This window comes from Halalkalibacter krulwichiae, from assembly GCF_002109385.1.
GTDB classification, from domain to species: Bacteria; Bacillota; Bacilli; order Bacillales; family Bacillaceae_D; genus Halalkalibacter; species Halalkalibacter krulwichiae.
In genome coordinates this window covers 4,506,844-4,527,819 of the sequence record NZ_CP020814.1, presented here as the reverse complement: position 1 = coordinate 4,527,819, position 20,976 = coordinate 4,506,844, and the positions used below count along the sequence as shown (strand labels likewise).

The window sequence follows — 20,976 nt, the reverse complement described above, 5'->3', positions numbered from 1 at the left end:
CGATTAAAACGGTGGATTCGTTGAATCGCTCTTTTTTATGAAGGAGGAGAAGAGGAGAATAGTTGCAAAGAAATAATAGGAAAAAAGGTCATGTATACAATAATGTATACATGTTTACATAATGTACACGGACCGTATACATAAAAGTGTACATGTGTGCAAAGTTGTATACATGTTGTTGTGTCAGTATGTTTACCTAATTGTACACATGTACACGAAAATGTATACATGTATACGTGCATGTTTACAACTAAAGGGTGATTGACGAATCTAGCGGTCTGTAATAATCTGTTAGTATGTGGGAAAAACTAGTTTTATCCCCTGAAAATTCGTCCGGAAGGTGTGGTAATTAATTATGAGTAAAAGTAGAATTGCTGCAATTGATGTTGGAAATGATTCAGTTAAAGCTTTATTTGGAAAAACAGATTTCGAATTAAATATCCCTAATGTGATTGCTAGAGATACAGAAGATCGTCCTGTGATAGGGATTGAAGATTTAAATGACAAAGATCCATTGGATGGAATACATATTCGTGTTCACTCGCCAGCGTTAAAGGAGAACAATGTTATCTATCGAGTTGGAAACTTAGCTACAAAAAGTGACAATCCTTCTGAGTTGGATCCTGGAAGCAGTAAGTCAGAAGAGGACCAAACGCTTGTAATGTTATTTGCGACATTAGCTTTAGATGCAGTTAGAGAAGAGAATGGATCGCTTTTCAAAAAAACGAATAATGTAATTGATGCAAATTACACGCTAGGGACAGGTCTTCCTCTTCGTGAAGTGAAGGAAGGAAAAGATGTAGGGTACCGTTCTCGTTTATTGAGCTCTGTTCACCAAGTTGAATTTTTAGTAACACCTAAGTATCAAGGTCTAAAAGTTAATATTAGGTTTGATCAATTGAAAGTGTATCCTGAGGGATTTGCTGCGTATATTAATCTAGTGATGGATAATAACCTTACTATTATTAATAGAGATTTAGTGGACAAGCAAATCATTATTCAGGATATCGGTGGTCTTTCAACGGATATTGCTGTTGTTAAAAATCGCAATGTTGATGATGATAAAGCGCAAGGGTTTAACCTTGGTGTGTCTGAATCATTAGAGGCGATTCGTGAAGAAATTCGTACAAAACATGGTGTAGAGTTAGATAGTCGTAGAGATGTAGTAGAAATTTTAACGAAAAAACATGATCGTAACCACATCATGGTCAAAGGTAGTCGGACAAGCGTCCATGATATTACGGATCGCATCTTGCTAGAACTTGCCAAGAAGCAATATCGTCATTTGCGTAATGTATGGCAAAAGAATTCGCAAACGGAAATTGCTTATTTCGTTGGTGGTGGTGCGATGGTGTTAAAGGATTACTTAACAACGTTAAATAACAATTTGGATGGATATAACATTGGTTTCTTTGAAGATGAGAAAGAAAGCATCTGGATGATGGCGAATGCTTACTATAAGTTAATTGCTGCATTTGATCGTAAAAACAACAAAGAAAACAATAAAGAAGCAGATAAAAAAGCTGTAAAAAACTAGTAGGTTACAAAAAGCTAGCTTCAACCTTTTTCGGTAACCTCTAGGCGGTGAGGAAGACATTGCTTTATAAACGAGGCACTGAAAAAGGTGGTAGGCTTTTTCAGTAGCTATAAAACTAGTAGGGTGATTTTATGGTAAAAAAGGGGACGAATGAGATACAGAGAGGGCAGGCGATAACATTCCGTCTTCCTTCTGATACACCTGATCACATTCTTAAACAATTACAAAAGCTTAAAGAAACAGAGCGGAGAAATTTTTCTAGTAAGATTGCACAGTTTGCTCTAGAGGGTGTGAGTAACTCCCTGGCAAAAGAGCGAGAAACGGTAACCATTCCTATACCGCGGCAGCTTAGCAAAGAGCAACGTAGTTGGCTTAAGCATTCCCACTCCGAAGCTTTGCTTGGAAATATTATCTATCAGCTTCTTTGTGATCCTGTTCGGGCCACGTCAGTCTTAGCGTCGCTAAACAGCCAATCTCTAGATATCGAAGAAGCTCTTTATTTACAAGAGCATCAACCGATAATGGAGAATGAGGAAAGTAACGAAGAGGATCATTCGTTGCTTGAAGAGGTAACACCATCAGAGGGCGAGAAAAGTGATGATTTTGAAGATGACCTTATGAACTTTGACTGGGGTACAGCCAGTGAAGAAATTGCAGCTTCAAGAGAAGAGCCTAAGGAAGAGGAAGAAGAAAGTGGAGAAGATTTATTAGGGGATTTCTTGGCGCAATTAAATAAATAGGTAATAGGCTCAGGAGAAGTGTAACCTTCGCTTGAGCCTTTTCTATATTTAAAAGGGATACTACTATGGAGAAAAATGAGGTTTAAAAACTGGTTTGAGAAGGTATCGTTTTGTATACTATGCAACTTTAAAGTGCCTACTTCCACGAAATGAAATCCGGATATATGCTTACTTTGAAGTTGGTTTAAAGGAGGAGACGAAGGAATGTCAAAGTTGAAGATTGGAATTATTTTAGGAAGTACACGTCAAGGGCGTGTAAGTCCTCAAGTAGGCGAATGGGTAAAGGGGATTGCTGATAAGCGTGAAGATGCTGATTACGAGATTGTAGATATTGCAGACTTTGAGTTGCCGCTATTGGGAGAAGGTACAGGAGAAGAACCTGGGATCGCAGCTTGGAATGAAAAGTTGTCTAGTCTTGATGGGTTCGTTTTCATTGTTCAGGAATACAACCATAGCATTACAGGAGCTCTGAAAAATGCACTTGATTCTGCTAGGGAAGCTTGGAATAATAAAGCGGCTGGTATCGTAAGTTATGGATCTACTGGTGGTGCGAGGGCGGCTGAACATCTGCGTGGGATTATGGGTGAGTTAATGATCGCTGATGTACGAGTGCACCCTACGTTATCTTTATTTACTGATTTTGAGAACGGGAGTGTGTTCAAGCCGGCGGATCTTCATCTAGATAATGTTGAGGCGATGTTAGATCAAGTTCATGCTTGGAGTGGAGCTTTAAAATCATTAAGATAATAAAAAGTAATGGAGGGGTTTGCGCCTCTTCATTGCTTTTTTACTTTTTCGAGGGAGATGCAAGGGATTGTATATTTATTTATCGATGCGATAGAAAAGTCTGAGATCCTTTCGTTATAATGAACGAATGGTGGTCATGTGCGTAGGCTGCTTCAATCCGATCATTTCAGCCTGAAAGATAGTTCTGACCAAACTGGGTATATGGACGTGATTATTTACACGTTACACATGATGAATAGGACAATTCAATGAGAGGTGTGTCTCAGGTAAGGATCTTTTTTGAGACACACCCTTTGTTTGTTAGATGTTACTGTTGTTGGTTGGAAATGTTATTTAGAGCTTGCTTTTGTTGTTCCAAATCATTGCGAACGAGCTCTACGGCATCTTGGTTGTCAAAACTTGCTGCTTGTTGCAGAGCATGTTCCGCCTTTTCAATTGATTGTTTGGCTTGTTGGATTAACTGCTCATTAGGGTGGCTCATTGCTTGACTAACTGCGTTTTGAACGTGTTCTACGGATTGTTGAGCTTGAAAGATTTCATTTTGTGCTTGTAAGCTAGATATGTTGTTTTTCATACTATCATCTCCCTTCGTTGTTAATATGTACGTTTGTCACTTTTTTATCTAAAATAAATGATATTTTTGAACGTTATTTAACCGAATTGTGAGAGGGATATGAACATTGTTAATATTGGAACTTGGTAAAAGTTAATAAGTAGCTTACTTTTTTTATTTTATGTATAATGAAGCATGGAATAGATCTAAATAAGAGGATGAGCTCATGAAGAAAAATATTGAAAACATTGCGATGGTTGCTTGGGTTACATCTTTGATTGCGACACTGGGTTCTTTATACTTCTCAGAGGTGAAACTCTTTGAACCTTGTACTTTGTGCTGGTATCAACGAATTCTTATGTACCCACTAGTAATTATATTAGGAATAGGTGTTATTCGTAAAGATTCAAGTGCGGCAATGTATTCAGCCGTTTTATCATTTATTGGTTTTTGTCTAGCAGGCTATCATTATGCGATTCAGAAAATTTCGTTTTTCGCGGAGACAGCACCTAGCTGTGGTCGAGTACCTTGTACAGGCCAATACATTAATTGGTTTGGCTTTGTAACGATTCCATTTTTAGCATTAACGGCTTTCTTGATTATATTCATTTGTAGTTTCGTTATTTTACGTAAAGCAAAGGGGGAATAATGAATGAAGAAAATATTAATCTTTGGTGGGGCTGTTATTTTATTGTTTGTTGCTTTAGTAGTAGTATCTAATGCGCAACAAACTCAGAAATCCGAAGGCAACCCATTTGGAAAAAGTCAGCTTCATCCGGCTACGATCGAAATTATGGATGATCCAAATTATCAAAACATCATTTTGCCAGAAGAATTAGAAACGTCTATTGCTGATGAAGAAGAAGTAACTGTTTATTTTTATAGTTCAACTTGCCAATTCTGTAAGGAAACAACTCCAAGGCTGGTTCCGATAGCAGACGAGAAAGAAGTAAACCTTGTTCAATATAATTTATTAGAATTTGAAGATGGCTGGGAGCAGTATGATATTACAGCAACGCCGACTGTTGTCCATTATGAAAATGGAGACGAAGCTGGTCGTATTGTAGGAGCAGCTGAGAATGAAGAGTTTGAACAGTTTTTTGAAAATATCGTATTAAATTAATCAAAAAAGAGCTTTAAATGGTCAAAAGCAGATCATTAAAGCTCTTTTTTCTGTTTTTACGTATGCTGCTTTTTCTCGAGTTCTTTTAATTCTTGTAATCGTTCTACTAGTTTAATAAAAAGCTGCTTATCGTTTTGATCGAGTGCTGCATCAATTTGTTCTCGGACATTTTTGATTTCTTGTTCGATCAAAGCCTTTTCGATGAGAAGGTTGGTTTCTTTGGAATATTCTTGAAATTGTTTGTGTCGAACGAAGTAGTTAGTGGAAGGCTCTAATAGTTGTTGGTATCGCGGATTGGCTTGCTTTCCATAAAAGTGTAAAAGAATATATACCTTATCTGCAGGGTTGGTCATTAAGTCACCAAGAGCTTTAGAGATATCTTCTGTTTTTCTTTTGCCATTATAATAAATGAAGCCAGGTTGATCAGATTGCATACTTGAAATGACGATCGTTTTTTCATTAAGTTTAAGGGAATTGGTGAAGGTTAAGTTCTCTAGAATAGGATGTTGCTTAAGCAAATATTCAATTAGCATTTTGGCATCTTTATGTTTCAGTTGGTGGGCCGACAAAAACCATTTTAGAAAACTGCTTTTTTCCGAAGTGGAAATCCAATTGTTCATATGTATCACCCTAACTTTTCTTTCTTCTATCTAGCATAACACGCTCAAGTAATTTATCAATTGTCGTTTTTCAATGACGCCTTAGTGTCGGCGTGAATATAGTGCAAAAGAAGAGGGGAGGGGACGGAATGTTTATTAGAAAAGCTTCTCAAGTAGAGTTATCATTCATCCATAGCTGGGCACCTTTCGTTCAAAACGAAGCTACAGTTGGGTATATGGATGGAAGTAATATGAACATGAATGCCGAAATGCTGACTTTTTATAATGGTGAATATCATGTGATTGGAGACAAACAAACAATATTTGGATGGGTATTGGTCGGAGAAAACGTTCTACCTCACGAGCAGGAACTTTCCGGCATTATTTTGGAGTTGTTTGTTTTACCCAAATTTAGACAATTTGGATATGGTAAACATCTAATGACGTATGCTTTAAACTATTTCAAAATGAAAAATTTCAAGAAAGTACAACTGAATGTATTTGCTGGAAATCATGCAAAGCAATTATATGAGAAGCTAGGCTTTTACGAAGTTTCAACGTTAATGGAACGTTCAATATAGTGTTTCACGTGAAACAGAGAGGGGGTGTCTCAAAAAGGTTTGACCTTTTGAGCACCCCTAAAGTGTTTATTCGTTTTCTTCTTCATCCACATCTACATCTACATCTACATCTACTTCAATGGTATCTAGTTCTTCTGCCTCCTCCACATCTTCCAAGCTAGCCTGTTCCTCACTAATCGTTTCAGCTTTGATTTCATTAGGGACGATTACGGTATAGGTTTTCTCTAGTAAGGCATCATGCTTTGTTGCTCCTTTGCTTTTTACTAATACACGAATCTTATAGTCGCCACCTGCTGTTGGGGTGGTCCACTTAAAGCTATTATTCGTTGAATAGTCTTGTAACAGCTGCCAGTTCGAGTTATCAAGTCGTTCGAACCGGTACATAAGGTCGCTTCCGCCAGAGGCTTTTGCGCTAATTGTTACTGGTACACCTGGCTTATGCTCGCGTACGGTTGGAGTTAGTTCTTGAATCGTGACTGGCTTATTAATGTAATAATCAATCTCTTTTACAGCATCGTATTTTTCTTTAGAGAGCTTATGTTTCACTTCGACTTTAATTTTAAAGCGGCCTTCATGTGACGGCTTCCAGTTAAAAGAAGAAGAGTTTGAATAGTTCTGAACTGTTTTCCACGAATTTCCATCATGAATTGAGAATTTATACAAATGATCTTTATTGCTTGCTGGAGAAGCTGATATCACAACATTAGTTTTCGAAAACTGTGGACTTACTTTATCGGTTTTAATTGTATTAATCGTTGCTTTCTTAAAGACTACGTGGTCCATTACTTTCTCGGCATCAAATTTCTTTTTGGATGATTTATGTTTTACTTGGACTTTAAGCTGATAAGAACCTTCTTTTGTTGGTTTCCAGCTTGCTTTTGTTTTGGAAGAAAAGTCCTGAATTGTTTTCCACTTGTCTCCGTCTTTCACAAGGAATTTAAATAGATGTTCCTTGTTGTTAGAAGAAGTCGCTGTCAGTTCAACGGATGATTGAGCTGGAGTAGGACTAGCTTTTTCCGTTTTAAAAGATGTTAGCTTTGCAGGTTCAAAAACTTTATAGCTAATTGTTTTTTCAGAGTCATATTTCTTTTTTGACTGTTTATGCTTTGCTTGAACTTTGATCTTATAGGACCCAGCCTTTTGTGGTTTCCAATTGACCTTCGTTTTGGAAGAAAAGTCTTGAATTGTTTTCCATTTTGAGCCGTCATACACTAAAAACTTGAACAAGTTATTGTTATTGTTGTTGCTTGAAGCGGTCAAGGCAACATTTGTTTTTGTCGGTTGCGGGCTAGTTTTGTCGGCTTTGATGGATTTCACTGATGCAGGTGTAAAGATGTTGTAGCTAATCACTTTTTCATCATCGAAATTTTTCTTTGAGTTTTTGCTCTTTGCCTGAACTCTGAGCTTATAGGACCCAGCTTTTGTCGGCTTCCATTTTACTGATTTACTAGATGTGTAGTCTTTTATTGTCGTCCATTTCTTTCCGTCATAGACAGAATACTTAAATAGCGAGTCTTTTCCACTTGATGTCGAAGCTTGAATTTGAACTGATGTATTTGTCGGTTGTGGACTCTTGACTGAAACGGTTACATCTTTTAGTTTCGTTCCAACATTATAACCATGTGAAGCAGCAATTGCTTCGAAAGATTGACTTGTACTCGTAATTACAACAGGAGTGTTTACTTTTACTTGATCAAATAGCCAGCGGACATCATCGTTATACATCCGAACACAGCCAGCGCTAGCGTACGTACCGATAGAACCGGCATTGTTGTTCCCGTGGATGGCATATGTTGTTCCATTTGTTCCCCTGGCGTTAATGCCGAGCCAGCGATCGCCTAATGGGTTATTTGGATGGCCACCAGGAATATTTGCTTTGTAATAAGGTCGATTTTTTATTTTATTAACAATTTTAAATGTCCCTTCAGGTGTATAACTACTTTGTCTACCTGTGGCGACTTTAAACGTTTTAATCATTTTTCCGTTATTGTAGTAAGCTAGTTGGTTTGTTGCTTTGTTAATAATAATTAATTGATTACTAGAATTAGCGAATGATGTTTCGCTAAATAAAAAGAATGAACAAAGAAAAACAAGAAAGATCGTCAGCTTTTTCATCTTGAACCCCCGTATCAATTAGTATCTGACAAAATTATAAGACTAGAAGTGATAGGATTTTGTTGAATACTGAAGTCGAATGTTGCAAATGTTTCGACTTTAGTCTTCCTTTTTTGGAATCATTTGTTAAACGGAAAGTCATTTGATTCCGTTTCACCTTTTTCCCTTTTTTTGATGAAGGATAAGCCCATTTTTTCTGGTCAGAAAGTTCCATTTGAGTATGAAGTCACTTTGGTATATGATGTTTCTTAATGAGTAGACAAGAGCACGACAAGAGGAATTTATCCTTCTTTTCAAACATGCTCTAATAAAGAAAAAGTGAGAGATGTACGATGTATCCAAGAGAGTTAGGGTTTTATATGCCAGCAGAATGGACACCACATCAGCGCACATTCATTTCATGGCCTGTGCAAGAGTCGATGGTGTATCCAGATGATTATAAAAATGTATGTGATGGGTATACCGAGCTAGTTGAAGCAATTGCCGGATTTGAACCTGTTACGATCATTAGCAATCCAAAAGATGTCGAATTATTAAAGCAGAAATTTGTCAATCAGCGTGTTGATGTCCTTTCAATTGAACACAACGATGCATGGTTTCGTGATAATGGTCCGACATTTGTTCGAAATAAAGATGGTGAAATTGCAGGGGTTAATTGGGTCTTTAATGCTTGGGGTGAGAAGTATAGTCCATGGAAATTAGATGATGAAGTTGCGCCAAAAGTGTTAGAGCATTATGATATTAGACGATTTGATGCTCAAATTGTAATGGAGGGAGGCTCTTTTCATGTTGATGGTGAGGGAACGCTTATTACGACAGAAGAGTGTCTACTTAACCCCAATCGAAACCCTGATTTAACAAAAGAATTAATTGAGCAATATTTAAAAGACTATTTAAATGTGGAGACAATCATTTGGTTGAAGAATGGTTTAAGTGGTGATGAAACAGACGGTCATGTCGACAATGTTGCTTGTTTTGCAGACCCTGGAAAAGTCATTATCCAAGTTTGTCATGACGTGAACGATGATAATTATCAAATTACACAAGAGAACCTAGAAATTTTAAGAAATGCAACGGATGCCAAAGGTAGAAAGTTAGAAATCATTGAGATTGAGCAGCCGCCAGCTGTGCATTTCGAGGAAAGTCGGTTGACACTAAGCTATTTAAATTTTTATTTTGTAAATGGTGGGATTATTCTACCTATTTTTGGTGGTGCTGCAAAGGAAACGGATCAAAAAGCAATTGAGGTTTTGCAAGCAACATTTCCGGACCGAATCATTAAAACGATTGATGGCATGGCCGTTATTAAAGAGGGCGGAAATGTACATTGTACGACTCAGCAAATGATTGCAGAATGAAAAAGAGGTGAACATAGTGAGAAAAGTAAAAGTTGCAGCAACGCAAATGGGGAATTACGGATGTGCTGAAGATAATATAAAACAGGCAGAGAAGCTTGTGCGTGAAGCAGCGAGCAAAGGTGCACAGATTATTCAAATTCAAGAGTTGTTTGAAACGCCTTATTTCTGTCAAAAAGAAAAGGCTGAATACTATGCGTTTGCTACAGAAGTAGAAAAGAATAAAGCAGTCAATCATTTTAAAAAGGTCGCAAAAGAATTAGAAGTTGTACTGCCAATTAGTTTCTATGAGAAGAAAAATAATGCGAGATATAATTCATTAGCAGTCATTGATGCAAATGGTGAAGTGTTAGGGTTTATCGCAAAAGTCATATTCCAGATGGACCTGGTTATGAAGAGAAATTCTACTTCAACCCAGGTGATACAGGTTTTAAAGTGTGGGATACACGATATGGAAAAATTGGAGTCGGTATTTGCTGGGATCAATGGTACCCTGAAGCGGCAAGATGCATGGTGTTAATGGGAGCGGAAATTTTATTCTATCCAACAGCCATTGGGTCTGAGCCTCACGATTCTACAATTGACTCTAAAGATCACTGGCAAACATGTATGCTTGGGCATGCAGCATCCAATTTAGTTCCTGTAGTGGCATCTAACCGAATTGGTGTAGAAGAAGATGAAGATTCTAAAATTACGTTTTACGGTTCGTCATTTATTGCTGGACCTCAAGGAAATAAAATAGAGGAAGCAGGACGCAAAGAAGAAGCTGTATTAGTGGCTGAATTTGATTTGGATGCATTAGACGCTCAGCGAATTGAGTGGGGCATTTTCAGAGACCGTAGACCAGATTTGTATAAAATTATTACCTCTTATGATGGTGAGTTAACTATTTAACCTGCTCTTTTAGGACACACGACATGTAGTAGAAAGATGTCGTGTGTTTTTTATAATGAGGTGCAAGGAGGGAACGTTGTCATGGACATAGAGCCAATAGACCAATACTTTTTTGAAAAACCGACGCTGACACTGGCAAAAGAATTAATTGGGAAACAATTAATAAAAGAGACAGAAGAAGGGATCGCCGGAGGTTGGATTGTTGAGACAGAAGCTTATATAGGTCCTGAAGACAGAGCCGCACATAGCTATAATAATAGAAGGACGAAGAGGACTGAAGTAATGTTTGGTCCAGCAGGTACTATTTACACATATGTGATGCATACTCATTGCTTAGTTAATATTGTAAGTGGGGAAGTGGATAAGCCAGAAGCTGTCTTAATTCGAGCCGTTGAACCGGTTATCGGAGTGGAACTGATGCGAGAAAGAAGAGGCATTGACAAAAAAATGATCGATTTAGCAAGTGGACCAGGTAAGTTAACGAAAGCATTAGGAATTGTAAAGGAAGACTACGGTTTGCCAAGCTATCAACGCCCCCTTTACATAGCGCCAGGAAGAGTAGTAGAAGAGATTGAATCAGGTCCAAGAATTGGAATTGAAAACAGTGGCGAGGCAAGAGATTATCCATGGCGTTTTTGGGAAAAAGGCAGTAAGTTTACATCAAGATAAAGAATGAAAACAATTAAGTATGCATTGTTTAAGGAATTAAACGTCTATGGATAAACGAAAGTAGAGAGGGTGCCATAATTGGCACCCTCTCTATCTATTACGATTGTTTGTTTTTCCATTTGTTAAACTCTAAATACTCTTTAAATTGTTCTTTACTTATTCCAGATTCCATTGCTTCGCGAACAAGCTCAACCCATGCTGAATCGAGTTCATTCTTATAATGTTCCTCTTCATTTAAAAGAACCTCTACCGAAACTCCGAGTACAGAGGAAATCTTCTCTAAAAATTGAATAGAGGGATTGGACTGGATATTTCTCTCAATCGAGCTTAAGTAAGATTTAGCTACACCAGCTTTTTCGGCCAATTCGGATAATGAGAAGCCTTTCTCTAGTCGAAACTTTTTAACTCTCTCACCAATCATACGTCAATGTTCCTCTCTGCCAATTTATAATTAAGATTATAGCAGTGATCAGGTTGTTCTGTAAACCGAACTAAAAAGAGGAGGGACGGAGAAACCTCTGGTTAAAAGTGTAGTAAAAATGAGTTGCATATCATCAAAATGACAGTCTTTTATCTTTATTTCTCCTCGGTCATTTGACTCTTAATAAAAGCAGGATCGATTGATTTTGTCCGAAAAAAGTCCTTCACTTCATCATACGATAATCCTAATTTCTTTGCAGCCACTATCAGTTCGACCCAACCACTATCAAGGTCATTTTCATTGTTACTCATTGAGAGATCCTCCCTTATTTGTGAAAACTCAACACGATCGTTCTTTTTAAAGAATTTATTTTGAGTATAATATGAAAAAAAGGCGGAATAAAGACATTTTTTTAATTTTTTTGACTTTTTTGTTCTTTATATAGATCGATGATGGTGATATGTGAAATTCGTAATGAAAAGCAACTAGTCACTAGTAATTTCGTAATATTTTTTAGGGAATTTCAAACTAATGTTGAATTTAACCCTTTTTTCCTATGAGTTTTGACGGTGAGTTTTGAATGAAATGTTTCTTTTTCGTTTGAGTAAAAAAAGGACAACCCTTCTTTTACTTTAGGACATCCCTGTTTCTGATCTACTACCCAATAGAGACGAAAATCCTATCTACATATAATAATCTCACTGAGAATTTCGTAAATAGTATCATTTTCATATTTCTGAATATTTTAAAGGTTTATTAGTTATAAAACGAGAATTTCTATCACCGTTGGTGTGGAAAATGGAGTTGTTAGGAGGGAGCTTTGCTATTTCGAAATACTCTTCCACTAAAAAAGTAAGGGAGTGTTCGACAGTGGGGAAGAAGATTAACTTATTTGTTATTTATTCACTAATTTTTCTATTAGCTATTTCAAGTTTTGTTAGTTTTGGTTCGACCGCTCAAGCTAATGAGGCAAAGGCAAATGTGGCAAATCTTCATTTAGAGGTCGATGAAGCATCTTCAGAAATGGTAACGGTTATTGTAGAGCTTGAAGAGGAATCAATTGTTGAAGCAAAGCATAAAGGGAAAAAGCAAACAAAGCAACGTTTAAAAGCAGAACGTAGTGCGATTATTCAAGATTTTAAAAAGGTGGCGTCTTCTGCTGAAGTTAATCAAGAGTATGATTATGTCTTCTCTGGGTTTTCAGTCGATATTGCCGAAAAAGATCTTTATCAACTTGCTGCTGTACAAGGTGTAAAAGCAGTCTATGAAAATCAAACCTATCAAGTGACATCAATAGATGAAGCGAAGCTAGTAGACCGTGAAGGATTTAGTCCTGCAATGGCTGATAGTGCGCCATTCATCGGTTCAGATGAGGCATGGGAAGCTGGCTTTAAAGGCGAAGGAGTAACAGTAGCGGTTATTGATACAGGTGTTGACTATACTCATCCTGATTTAGCTGCGAACTTTGGCAATTATAAGGGCTGGGATTTCGTAGATAACAATGACGACCCGCAAGAAACACCTCCTGGCGATCCACGTGGCGGAGCGACAAACCACGGTACCCATGTGGCGGGAACAGTTGCAGCAAATGGTGAAATTAAAGGGGTAGCTCCTCTAGCTACACTGCTTGCTTATCGTGTATTAGGCCCAGGTGGAAGTGGAACAACGGAAAATGTTATTGCTGGAATTGAACGAGCTGTTCAAGACGGTGCTGATGTCATGAACCTTTCATTAGGAAACTCAACCAATGATCCTGACTTTGCGACAAGCATTGCATTAGATTGGGCGATGGCTGAAGGGGTTGTAGCTGTCACATCAAATGGAAATAGTGGTCCAAATAACTGGACAGTCGGATCTCCAGGAACTTCTCGTGAAGCGATTTCGGTCGGGGCTACTCAACTCCCATATAACGTCTATACAGCTGAAATCTCAACAACAGAAGGAGTATCGTATCCAAGTGCAGAGGTAATGGGTCATCCTTCAGAGGAAGCGCTACTTAACTTAAACGAGGGTGAGTTTGAATTTGTCGATGTAGGTCTTGGTGGGGAAAAAGATTTTGAAGGAAAAGATGTAGATGGGAAGATCGCATTAATCAGTCGTGGCGAATTTGCATTTGTTGATAAGGCGATAAATGCGAAGAATGCAGGTGCAGTTGGTGCCATTATTTACAACAATGTAGCAGGTGTTCAACCGAATATACCTGGTTTGGCTGTTCCGACGATTATGACGACATTAGAAGATGGTCAGAAGTTATTGGACGAATTAGAAGCAGGTAATCAAACCGTTTCTTTTGAAATTGAATTCCAGAAACCGGTCGGTGAGACAATGGCCAACTTCTCATCGCGTGGTCCAGTTATGAACACATGGATGATTAAACCAGATGTGTCCGCTCCTGGGGTGGCGATTGTTAGTACAGTACCAACACATAACCCAGAAGATCCACACGGTTATGCTTCTTTACAAGGGACAAGCATGTCAGCACCACACGTAGCAGGGGCAGCAGCTCTTATTTTAGAAGCAAATCCTGAGTGGAGTGTTGAATTTGTTAAAGCTGCTCTTATGAACACAGCCGAAAATTTATACGACATTGAAGGAGAGCTTTACCCCATAATAGCCAAGGCGCTGGAAGCATTCGTGTGTTAGAGGCGATAAATACAGAGGTACTTGTCACTCCAGGAAGCCATTCATTTGGTATCTTCTCAGATGAAGAAGAAAAAGAGGTGAAACGCCAAAGCTTCACGATTCATAATTTATCTAATGAGCGCAAAAGATATTCGATTGAATTCACAGGTCATGAAGGCATTAAAGTTCAAACAAGCAATAATTTACAAGTCCAACCAGGACAAACACAAAACGTAAACTTTGGTGTTCAAGTAGATGCTAGTAAGCTATCTCCTGGTTACTATGAAGGTACTTTCTTATTAAGCGATGGAGCGCAAACGATCGAAGTACCGACTATTTTATTTGTTCAAGAGCCTGATTATCCGTTGCTTTCTGGATTATCGTTAGGAATTGCAGGCGGAAATTTAGTTGGAACGGTAAATGTACCGGGCGGGGCGGATCAATTTAACCTTCGCATTCGAAATGCTGATACAGGTGAGTTATTATCTGAGCCAGCACAAGCTACGAATCTTCCAAGTGGAGTCCACAGCTTTAGCTGGAACATGATGATCGATGGCGAGCCGCTAACAGCTGGCCGTTACCAAATTAATGCGTATGCAAAAAAAGGTACCGATCAATTTGAACTGTCAGGTGGAGTATTGACGATCAATGAGGATTAAATAAAATGGGCTGCTGGTGAGACGTTCCTCACTCAGCAGCCCATTTTTTACTACAAGAGGGGTATCGTTGGAAAAACACTTCTTACTGGAAGTTTTTTAAAACCCTTTTGTTACCGGTTCTTCTACATGTAGCAATTTCTTATCAAAAATGAATGGTCCAAATGGCATAATGGAAGCGACGCACGCAAGGAAACTTTTCTTGTAAGACCAGTTCTCGCTTATTTTCATATGAACAACTGCTCCAATATAAAGGACAAACAATGCTCCATGTGCAGCACCGACATAGGTGACCATTAAAGGCATGTCTAACATGTATTTAAGCGGCATAGCAATTCCAAGAAGAAGTAGAAATGAAATGCCTTCTAATAAACCAATGACTCGAAAAGCTTTCAATGATGTACTCAGGATAATCAACTCCAATGGTTTATTTAGTGAAAATCTATTTCATTATTATAGCAAGTACAGAAGGAAACATGTATTAACAATTAATGAACGATTAGGCACACATTTACAAAAAGAGGGAATAGGCTATAAGAGCTTTTTGCTGAAGGAAAGGAGAGAGATCGTTGTACCCGAGTTATCCCTATTATGATAAAGAGGTAAAATGCAAGGAAAAGCCTGTTGCTTTTCCCCCTCAGCAACAGGAGCAACAGCCTGGTTTAGAGTATAAGATGACACCTAAGCCAATTGCTGAAAATCCTAACTATCAGCCAGCTGGAAAATTAAAAGGAAAAGTAGCGATTGTAACAGGTGGTGATAGTGGGATTGGCAGAGCAGTAGCCATTGCTTTTGCAAAAGAAGGAGCCGATGTCGCTATTGTTTATCTGAATGAACATAAAGATGCTGAGGCGACTAAAAAGAGAATTGAGGAAATTGGAAAAAGATGTAGAACGATGGCAATTGACCTTCGTCAAGAATCAGCCTCAACAGAAGTAGTCAAGCAAACGATTGACACCTTTGGAAGAATTGACATTTTAGTAAACAATCAGGCGATCCAATTTGTTCGTGAATCGATTTTAGATATATCTAGTGAACAGTTAGAACAAACATTTAAAACGAATATCTTTTCATTTTTTTATATGAGTAAAGCTGTACTACCCTATTTAAACGCAGGAGATGCCATTATTAATAATTCTTCCGTGACTGCTTTTGCTGGCCATGAGAGATTAATTGACTATTCCGCTACACAAGGCGCAATCATCACGTTCACTCGCTCGCTCGCCTTATCTTTAGCAAAGCAGGAAATTCGTGTGAATGCTGTAGCGCCTGGACCGATTTGGACGCCGCTCATTCCAGCGACGATGACGGTAGAAGATGTGAAATGTTTTGGAACAGATACTCCTATGGAACGGGCAGGGCAGCCATTTGAACTTGCGCCTGCTTTTGTGTATTTAGCTTCTGATGATTCTAGATATGTAACTGGGCAGACGATACATGTTAATGGAGGTCACATCATTGGTTCGTAAGTTTGAGAGGTAATGTCAGTAAAATCAGATTGAGAAAACTGGGTTATAAGTTAGACTCAGTTTTTTTTAATTCAAGTGGAATCATAAGGAAATTGGGTAAACTAATAAAATATAGTGTCGGGTGAACTGACTTGTTGAGTGGAAGCTCTTTTCTAAGTAACAAATAAGAGGTAAAAGTAGAAATTGCACTAATACAATTGTTAGAATGGGAGAACAAGCTTAAGAAAATAAAAATTGAGTAGGGATCACATGCGCACGGAATTAAACGTTTTAATCAAAAAGCAAGCAGCGGATAAAATAAGAAAAGGTTTTCCACTAATTGAACAAACGGCGTTAGTTAGAGCTCTGCCCAAAGTTGATGAAGGGGCAATTTTACACCTTTTTGATGAATCAGAGCGTTATCTTGGTAAAGGATACTATGGGAAACAAAACAAAGGGATTGGCTGGGTTTTGACGAAAGATCAACATATGAAGCTTGAAACGACCTTTTTTAATAGTCATTTAAAAAAAGCAATCGAGCACAGATCTGAATTCTTAACTAGTGAACATACAACTGCTTTTCGTCTTTTTAATGGTGAAGGAGATGGAATTGGTGGGCTGACAATTGACTGTTATGAAGACTATTATGTGTTCACTTGGTACAGTGAAGGAATCTATAGCTTTCGTGATGATATCTACGAGGCTTTTCAACAGATTATAAATTTTAAAGGGATTTATGAAAAGAAACGATTTGCAAAAGCTGGTCAATATGTTGAAGATGATGACTTTGTTCAAGGAGAGCGAGGAGAGTTTCCGTTACTAGTAAAAGAAAATGATGTTAAATTTGCTGTTTATTTAAACGATGGGCCTATGACGGGTGTGTTCTTAGATCAGAAGGATGTCCGAAAACGAATCAAAGAACATTATTCAAAAGGAAAATCAGTTCTTAATACGTTTTCGTATACGGGAGCTTTTTCGGTAGCTGCAGCACTTGGGGGAGCAAGGAAAACAACAAGTGTCGACTTAGCCAAAAGAAGCTTGCCTAAGACGATTGAACAGTTTAGTATAAATGGTGTTGATTATGAAGCACAAGATATTGTTGTTATGGATGTGTTTCAGTATTTTAAGTTTGCAAAGAAAAAAGGGAAACGGTTTGATTTGGTGATTCTAGATCCACCTAGTTTTGCTAGATCAAAAAAGCATACGTTCAGCGCGGCAAAAGATTATACAGGCTTATTAGAAGAGGCGATTGCGATCACCGAAAAAGAAGGTGTAATTGTAGCTTCAACCAACTGTAGCACATTTTCAATGAGTAAGTTTCATATGTTTATTAAAGAAGCTTGCAAAAGACAAGGCAAACAATATGAGATTGTCGAGCAATACTCATTGCCAAAAGACTTTAAAACGACGCAGTCTTTTGGTCCAGGTGATTATTTGAAAGTGGTTTTCATTAAGTTGAAAAAATAATATCAATTCTTTGGCTTTCTAGGGTTCCGTACATTCAGTAGTCTGGTCCGAGAGAAAGCACATAGCAACAGCTATGGACACGGAGGGAGAAAAGCCCGGGAGGTACTGTCATATTTCATGATAGGACGTTTCGGGCTTTTTCTTATGAAAGAAAGGAGAAAATACATGAACAATCAAAAAAATATTGCATGGCTATTACTCGTCATCGCCGCTTGTTTTGAAGTAGGTTGGGTTGTTGGACTAAAGTATGCGACAACGGTACCGGAGTGGAGTGGAACGATTATTGCTATTGCTGTAAGCTTTTATTTACTTATTTGGACTGGTAGTAGGTTATCTGTAGGGACAGCGTATGCCGTTTTTGTCGGCCTAGGGACTGCTGGCACTGTATTAGTAGATACATTTATCTTTGCAGCCCCATTGGAACCGATTGCTCTCCTATTCATTGTCACTCTTTTAATTGGTGTGGTTGGATTAAAGATGACAACAGAAGAAAAAAAGGGATCAAAGGAGGTTGAAAACTAATGGAATGGATGTATCTTATTTTTGCAGGTTTATTTGAAGTAGCCGGGGTGGCAATGATCAACCAATATCACCTAACGAAAAAAATAAGTTCAATGATCTTGCTCATAGGAGCCTTTGCTTCAAGTTTCTACTTCTTATCCCTTGCCATGGCTGTCCTGCCAATGGCGATTGCCTATGCAGTTTGGACGGGAATAGGAGCATGCGGAGGAGTCCTCATAGGCATGCTATTCTTCGGCGAATCAAAGCACTGGAAACGAATCCTCTTCCTCACCCTCATCGTCACCTCCGCCATCGGCCTAAAAAGCATTTCATAATAATCAGAAATGTTTCACGTGGAACAGAGCTTTTGAAAAGGGCGTTCTTTGCCTTTTCCAAAAGCTCTAAGCAATGAGCGTAACCGTTGCATCTCTGAGCTACTAAAACCGCCCTTAATCTCTTAAATCATTTAAATTAAAACCCCCTTCTCCCAATCAATTTCTCACTCGTTGCTTTTTTTACCGTGGGTGCTATCATGGAAGAATCAGAAGTTTGGAAAGGATGTTTACATGCAAAAGTCAGTTGTATTAGCGGAGAAGCCTTCTGTTGCTCGGGATATTGCTCGCGTGTTAAAGTGCGGTAAAAAGGGCAATGGATTTATAGAAGGAGATAAGTATATTGTCACGTGGGCTTTAGGGCATTTAGTGACGTTAGCAGAACCTGAAAGTTATGGTGAGCAATATAAAACGTGGAATCTTGATGAATTACCTATGCTTCCGGGAAACTTAAAGCTTGTTGTTATGAAACAAACGAGTAAGCAATTTCATGCGGTTAAAGCTCAACTGCAACGAAAAGATGTAAAAGAAGTCATTATTGCCACAGATGCAGGACGAGAAGGAGAATTAGTAGCTAGATGGATTTTAGCAAAAGCACATGTGAACAAACCGTTAAAACGATTATGGATTTCTTCTGTAACTGACCGTGCGATTAAAGAAGGGTTTCAGAAGCTGAAAGACTCAAGCGCATATGAGGGGCTTTATCATTCTGCTGTTGCGCGTGCAGAAGCTGATTGGTATGTAGGAATAAACGGAACACGTGCGTTAACGACAAAGTATCATGCTCAGCTTTCGTGTGGACGTGTTCAAACACCTACACTTGCAATGATTGCTAAGCGTGAAAAAGATATTCAAACGTTCAAACCAGTACCATTTCATGAGATAACAGTTCATACAAAAAAGGGAATAGCTTTTAACTGGATCGATCAGAAAACAAGCGAGAAAAGAATATTCAATTTAGAAAAGGCGCCAAAACTGAAAGAGCAAATTCTTAAAGAGATAGTGACGATAACCGACTTGAAAACAACTCGAAAGAAAACCCCTGCGCCCTCTTTATATGACTTAACAGAGCTGCAAAGAGAGGCAAATAAACTCTTTGGATTTTCTGCAAAAGAGACATTGTCGGTTCTTCAACGGTTATATGAACAACATAAAGTGCTGACGTATCCAAGGACGGATTCAAAGTATTTATCAAGTGATATGGTTGAGACACTGACAGAACGCATAAAAGCTTGTGATATACAGCCATTTAGAAAAATCGTCTCACAACTAAAAGGGATCAAGCCGACGAAACAATTATCTTGTGTTAATGATCAGAAGGTAACAGATCATCATGCGATCATTCCGACAGAGCAAGCTCCAAGCCCGTCTGCATTAAGTGAAAAGGAAACAAAAATCTATCGATTGGTTGTGAGAAGGTTTTTAGCTGTGTTTTTTGATGCGTATGAGTATGACCAAACAACGATTACTGCCACAGCAGCAGGTGAGAAGCTAGTAGCAAAAGGGGAAAGAATGGCTGAACTTGGTTGGAAGGTTGCTTATCATGATGATGCAACAGGAAATAAAATGGATGATTCGGAAAGTCATTTATCAGAAGTTAAGATTGGCGAGGAATTGAAGCTTTCTGATGTGAAAGTGATTTCGAGTCAAACGCAACCACCTGCGCGTTTAACAGAGGGCACACTGCTCGCGGCAATGGAGCGTCCGATGGCCTACTTGGATAGTGAAAATAAGCAATTAGCAGATACGCTAGGCAAGACGGGAGGAATCGGTACCGTTGCAACGAGGGCTGATATTATTGAAAAACTAGAAAACACTCACTTAATTGAGAAGCGAGACAAGTTTTTGCATTTGACGAAAAAGGGAAAACAACTTCTTGAACTTGTACCTGCTGATTTGCAATCCCCAGCATTAACGGCTGAGTGGGAACTGAAACTAGAACAGATTGCTTCGGGTAAATTGAGTAAGGAGCTTTTCGTAAAAGAAATGAAGCAGTATGCAGGGGATATTGTTCAATCGATTAAACAGAGTGAGAAGACGTTCAAGCATGATAATGTGACGGGAAGCCCTTGCCCTGAATGTGGGAAGTTATTACTAGAAGTCAATTCAAAACATGGGAAAAGGCGTGTTTGCCAAGATCCGACATGTGGATATAAAAAGAATGTTTCTAAAGTAACGAATGCGCGCTGCCCGCAGTGCAAGAAGAAACTCGAGTTATGGGGTGAGGGAGAAGGGCAAACATTTGCATGTGTTTGTGGTCATCGAGAAAAGATGTCAACCTTCCAAAAACGTCGTAAAGAAAATCAGAATAAAAAAGTTTCGAAGCGTGAAGTTTCTAATTATATGAAAAAGCAAAAGAAGGAAGAAGAATTCACTAACACTGCATTAGCAGACGCACTAGCAAAGCTGAAGAAAGAGTAAGCTGGATGGAATGATACAAACTTTATAGAAAGTTCGCCTCAAAAGGTCAGAGTTACCTTTTGAGGCGATTTTTTTTCGATCTAGTCTTTTAGTCAGGGAATGGAGAAGACAATTGGATAGTCTTTTTGTCTAATAGAAAAATATTTTTCTAAAATAAAAATATAAACCAATGAATTGTAAAAATCTCAGTCGTAA

General features: G+C 38.4%; 19 protein-coding genes, 2 pseudogenes and 1 riboswitch. Of the genes and pseudogenes, 15 read left to right on the top strand and 6 right to left on the bottom strand.

Annotated features, from left to right (window positions below; all coding sequences use genetic code 11):
* Positions 1–355 precede the first annotated feature (355 nt).
* The 3 genes from BkAM31D_RS22965 to BkAM31D_RS22955 all read left to right on the top strand — a co-directional run bounded on the left by BkAM31D_RS22965 (position 356) and on the right by BkAM31D_RS22955 (position 3,024).
* On the top strand, positions 356–1,537 hold the full coding sequence (locus BkAM31D_RS22965; protein ID WP_066155164.1) for a ParM/StbA family protein: 1,182 nt from the start codon (positions 356–358) through the stop codon (positions 1,535–1,537).
* A gap of 131 nt (positions 1,538–1,668) precedes the next feature.
* The gene (locus BkAM31D_RS22960; RefSeq protein WP_066155161.1) at positions 1,669–2,277 is read left to right on the top strand and encodes a hypothetical protein; all 609 of its coding nucleotides are present in this window, start codon (positions 1,669–1,671) and stop codon (positions 2,275–2,277) included.
* Positions 2,278–2,481: 204 nt separating this feature from the next.
* Positions 2,482–3,024 (top strand): NADPH-dependent FMN reductase, encoded by a 543-nt coding sequence (locus BkAM31D_RS22955; protein ID WP_066155159.1) that lies wholly within the window; start codon positions 2,482–2,484, stop codon positions 3,022–3,024.
* Between the two features lie 307 nt (positions 3,025–3,331).
* Here BkAM31D_RS22955 and BkAM31D_RS22950 read toward each other — a convergent pair whose 3' ends face one another.
* Positions 3,332–3,598, bottom strand: a complete 267-nt coding sequence (locus tag BkAM31D_RS22950) for a hypothetical protein (protein ID WP_066155157.1) — start codon at positions 3,596–3,598, stop codon at positions 3,332–3,334.
* Positions 3,599–3,803: 205 nt separating this feature from the next.
* Between BkAM31D_RS22950 and BkAM31D_RS22945 the strand changes: the two genes are divergently transcribed.
* Together BkAM31D_RS22945 and BkAM31D_RS22940 are read left to right on the top strand one after the other, a co-directional pair.
* Positions 3,804–4,226 (top strand): disulfide formation protein C, encoded by a 423-nt coding sequence (locus BkAM31D_RS22945; RefSeq protein ID WP_066155154.1) that lies wholly within the window; start codon positions 3,804–3,806, stop codon positions 4,224–4,226.
* A 3-nt stretch (positions 4,227–4,229) separates the two neighbouring features.
* Positions 4,230–4,700 (top strand): thioredoxin family protein, encoded by a 471-nt coding sequence (locus BkAM31D_RS22940; protein WP_066155151.1) that lies wholly within the window; start codon positions 4,230–4,232, stop codon positions 4,698–4,700.
* 56 nt (positions 4,701–4,756) lie between these two features.
* On the opposite strand, the gene BkAM31D_RS22935 is transcribed toward BkAM31D_RS22940, so the two are convergent.
* The gene (locus tag BkAM31D_RS22935; protein ID WP_066155148.1) at positions 4,757–5,320 is read right to left on the bottom strand and encodes a YpiB family protein; all 564 of its coding nucleotides are present in this window, start codon (positions 5,318–5,320) and stop codon (positions 4,757–4,759) included.
* Positions 5,321–5,448: 128 nt separating this feature from the next.
* Here BkAM31D_RS22935 and BkAM31D_RS22930 point away from each other — a divergent pair, with 128 nt between their 5' ends.
* A complete protein-coding gene (locus BkAM31D_RS22930) occupies positions 5,449–5,880 on the top strand; it encodes a GNAT family N-acetyltransferase (protein WP_066155143.1) in 432 nt (143 codons plus the stop codon).
* A 66-nt stretch (positions 5,881–5,946) separates the two neighbouring features.
* Here the strand turns inward: BkAM31D_RS22930 and BkAM31D_RS22925 are convergent, their stop codons facing one another.
* A complete protein-coding gene (locus BkAM31D_RS22925; RefSeq protein WP_066155140.1) occupies positions 5,947–7,995 on the bottom strand; it encodes a triple tyrosine motif-containing protein in 2,049 nt (682 codons plus the stop codon).
* 332 nt (positions 7,996–8,327) lie between these two features.
* Here BkAM31D_RS22925 and BkAM31D_RS22920 point away from each other — a divergent pair, with 332 nt between their 5' ends.
* The 3 genes and pseudogenes from BkAM31D_RS22920 (at position 8,328) to BkAM31D_RS22910 (ending at position 10,913) form a co-directional block, all read left to right on the top strand.
* Complete coding sequence (locus BkAM31D_RS22920; protein WP_066155137.1) at positions 8,328–9,353, top strand: agmatine deiminase family protein; 1,026 nt, start codon at positions 8,328–8,330, stop codon at positions 9,351–9,353.
* A 16-nt stretch (positions 9,354–9,369) separates the two neighbouring features.
* Positions 9,370–10,244, top strand: a pseudogene (aguB, locus tag BkAM31D_RS22915) (N-carbamoylputrescine amidase).
* A gap of 81 nt (positions 10,245–10,325) precedes the next feature.
* Complete coding sequence (locus tag BkAM31D_RS22910) at positions 10,326–10,913, top strand: DNA-3-methyladenine glycosylase (RefSeq protein ID WP_066155131.1); 588 nt, start codon at positions 10,326–10,328, stop codon at positions 10,911–10,913.
* 97 nt (positions 10,914–11,010) lie between these two features.
* On the opposite strand, the gene BkAM31D_RS22905 is transcribed toward BkAM31D_RS22910, so the two are convergent.
* Both BkAM31D_RS22905 and BkAM31D_RS23850 read right to left on the bottom strand, forming a co-directional pair.
* On the bottom strand, positions 11,011–11,334 hold the full coding sequence (locus BkAM31D_RS22905) for a helix-turn-helix domain-containing protein (RefSeq protein ID WP_066155128.1): 324 nt from the start codon (positions 11,332–11,334) through the stop codon (positions 11,011–11,013).
* Between the two features lie 155 nt (positions 11,335–11,489).
* Positions 11,490–11,645 carry an anti-repressor SinI family protein gene (locus BkAM31D_RS23850; RefSeq protein ID WP_157076826.1) on the bottom strand — a complete coding sequence of 52 codons (156 nt, stop codon included), beginning with the start codon at positions 11,643–11,645 and terminating at the stop codon, positions 11,490–11,492.
* A 559-nt stretch (positions 11,646–12,204) separates the two neighbouring features.
* Here BkAM31D_RS23850 and BkAM31D_RS22900 point away from each other — a divergent pair.
* Positions 12,205–14,615, top strand: a pseudogene (locus tag BkAM31D_RS22900) (S8 family serine peptidase).
* A gap of 96 nt (positions 14,616–14,711) precedes the next feature.
* Here the strand turns inward: BkAM31D_RS22900 and BkAM31D_RS22895 are convergent.
* Positions 14,712–15,008: a DUF3817 domain-containing protein gene (locus BkAM31D_RS22895; RefSeq protein ID WP_235820446.1), complete on the bottom strand. Its 297-nt coding sequence runs from the start codon at positions 15,006–15,008 to the stop codon at positions 14,712–14,714.
* A gap of 173 nt (positions 15,009–15,181) precedes the next feature.
* Here BkAM31D_RS22895 and BkAM31D_RS22890 point away from each other — a divergent pair, with 173 nt between their 5' ends.
* The 5 genes from BkAM31D_RS22890 (at position 15,182) to BkAM31D_RS22870 (ending at position 20,781) form a co-directional block, all read left to right on the top strand.
* On the top strand, positions 15,182–16,081 hold the full coding sequence (locus BkAM31D_RS22890) for an SDR family oxidoreductase (protein ID WP_066155123.1): 900 nt from the start codon (positions 15,182–15,184) through the stop codon (positions 16,079–16,081).
* 249 nt (positions 16,082–16,330) lie between these two features.
* Positions 16,331–17,527, top strand: a complete 1,197-nt coding sequence (locus BkAM31D_RS22885; RefSeq protein ID WP_066155121.1) for a class I SAM-dependent rRNA methyltransferase — start codon at positions 16,331–16,333, stop codon at positions 17,525–17,527.
* A 7-nt stretch (positions 17,528–17,534) separates the two neighbouring features.
* Positions 17,535–17,631: riboswitch (guanidine-I (ykkC/yxkD leader) on the top strand.
* Positions 17,632–17,692: 61 nt separating this feature from the next.
* Positions 17,693–18,049 (top strand): DMT family transporter, encoded by a 357-nt coding sequence (locus BkAM31D_RS22880; protein WP_066155119.1) that lies wholly within the window; start codon positions 17,693–17,695, stop codon positions 18,047–18,049.
* The gene (locus tag BkAM31D_RS22875; protein WP_066155116.1) at positions 18,049–18,363 is read left to right on the top strand and encodes a DMT family transporter; all 315 of its coding nucleotides are present in this window, start codon (positions 18,049–18,051) and stop codon (positions 18,361–18,363) included. Before BkAM31D_RS22880 ends, BkAM31D_RS22875 begins: the two co-directional genes overlap by 1 nt.
* Before the next feature lie 231 nt (positions 18,364–18,594).
* On the top strand, positions 18,595–20,781 hold the full coding sequence (locus BkAM31D_RS22870) for a DNA topoisomerase III (protein WP_066155113.1): 2,187 nt from the start codon (positions 18,595–18,597) through the stop codon (positions 20,779–20,781).
* The last annotated feature ends 195 nt before the right edge of the window (positions 20,782–20,976 follow it).

What these genes read in the sequence shown, in the direction of transcription:
- BkAM31D_RS22965 (WP_066155164.1), top strand. Translation starts at nt 356, where the DNA reads ATGAGTAAAAGTAGAATTGCTGCAATTGATGTTGGAAATGATTCAGTT.
- BkAM31D_RS22960 (WP_066155161.1), top strand. Translation starts at nt 1,669, where the DNA reads ATGGTAAAAAAGGGGACGAATGAGATACAGAGAGGGCAGGCGATAACA.
- BkAM31D_RS22955 (WP_066155159.1), top strand. Translation starts at nt 2,482, where the DNA reads ATGTCAAAGTTGAAGATTGGAATTATTTTAGGAAGTACACGTCAAGGG.
- BkAM31D_RS22950 (WP_066155157.1), bottom strand. Translation starts at nt 3,598, where the DNA reads ATGAAAAACAACATATCTAGCTTACAAGCACAAAATGAAATCTTTCAA.
- BkAM31D_RS22945 (WP_066155154.1), top strand. Translation starts at nt 3,804, where the DNA reads ATGAAGAAAAATATTGAAAACATTGCGATGGTTGCTTGGGTTACATCT.
- BkAM31D_RS22940 (WP_066155151.1), top strand. Translation starts at nt 4,230, where the DNA reads ATGAAGAAAATATTAATCTTTGGTGGGGCTGTTATTTTATTGTTTGTT.
- BkAM31D_RS22935 (WP_066155148.1), bottom strand. Translation starts at nt 5,320, where the DNA reads ATGAACAATTGGATTTCCACTTCGGAAAAAAGCAGTTTTCTAAAATGG.
- BkAM31D_RS22930 (WP_066155143.1), top strand. Translation starts at nt 5,449, where the DNA reads ATGTTTATTAGAAAAGCTTCTCAAGTAGAGTTATCATTCATCCATAGC.
- BkAM31D_RS22925 (WP_066155140.1), bottom strand. Translation starts at nt 7,995, where the DNA reads ATGAAAAAGCTGACGATCTTTCTTGTTTTTCTTTGTTCATTCTTTTTA.
- BkAM31D_RS22920 (WP_066155137.1), top strand. Translation starts at nt 8,328, where the DNA reads ATGTATCCAAGAGAGTTAGGGTTTTATATGCCAGCAGAATGGACACCA.
- BkAM31D_RS22910 (WP_066155131.1), top strand. Translation starts at nt 10,326, where the DNA reads ATGGACATAGAGCCAATAGACCAATACTTTTTTGAAAAACCGACGCTG.
- BkAM31D_RS22905 (WP_066155128.1), bottom strand. Translation starts at nt 11,334, where the DNA reads ATGATTGGTGAGAGAGTTAAAAAGTTTCGACTAGAGAAAGGCTTCTCA.
- BkAM31D_RS23850 (WP_157076826.1), bottom strand. Translation starts at nt 11,645, where the DNA reads ATGAGTAACAATGAAAATGACCTTGATAGTGGTTGGGTCGAACTGATA.
- BkAM31D_RS22885 (WP_066155121.1), top strand. Translation starts at nt 16,331, where the DNA reads ATGCGCACGGAATTAAACGTTTTAATCAAAAAGCAAGCAGCGGATAAA.
- BkAM31D_RS22880 (WP_066155119.1), top strand. Translation starts at nt 17,693, where the DNA reads ATGAACAATCAAAAAAATATTGCATGGCTATTACTCGTCATCGCCGCT.
- BkAM31D_RS22875 (WP_066155116.1), top strand. Translation starts at nt 18,049, where the DNA reads ATGGAATGGATGTATCTTATTTTTGCAGGTTTATTTGAAGTAGCCGGG.
- BkAM31D_RS22870 (WP_066155113.1), top strand. Translation starts at nt 18,595, where the DNA reads ATGCAAAAGTCAGTTGTATTAGCGGAGAAGCCTTCTGTTGCTCGGGAT.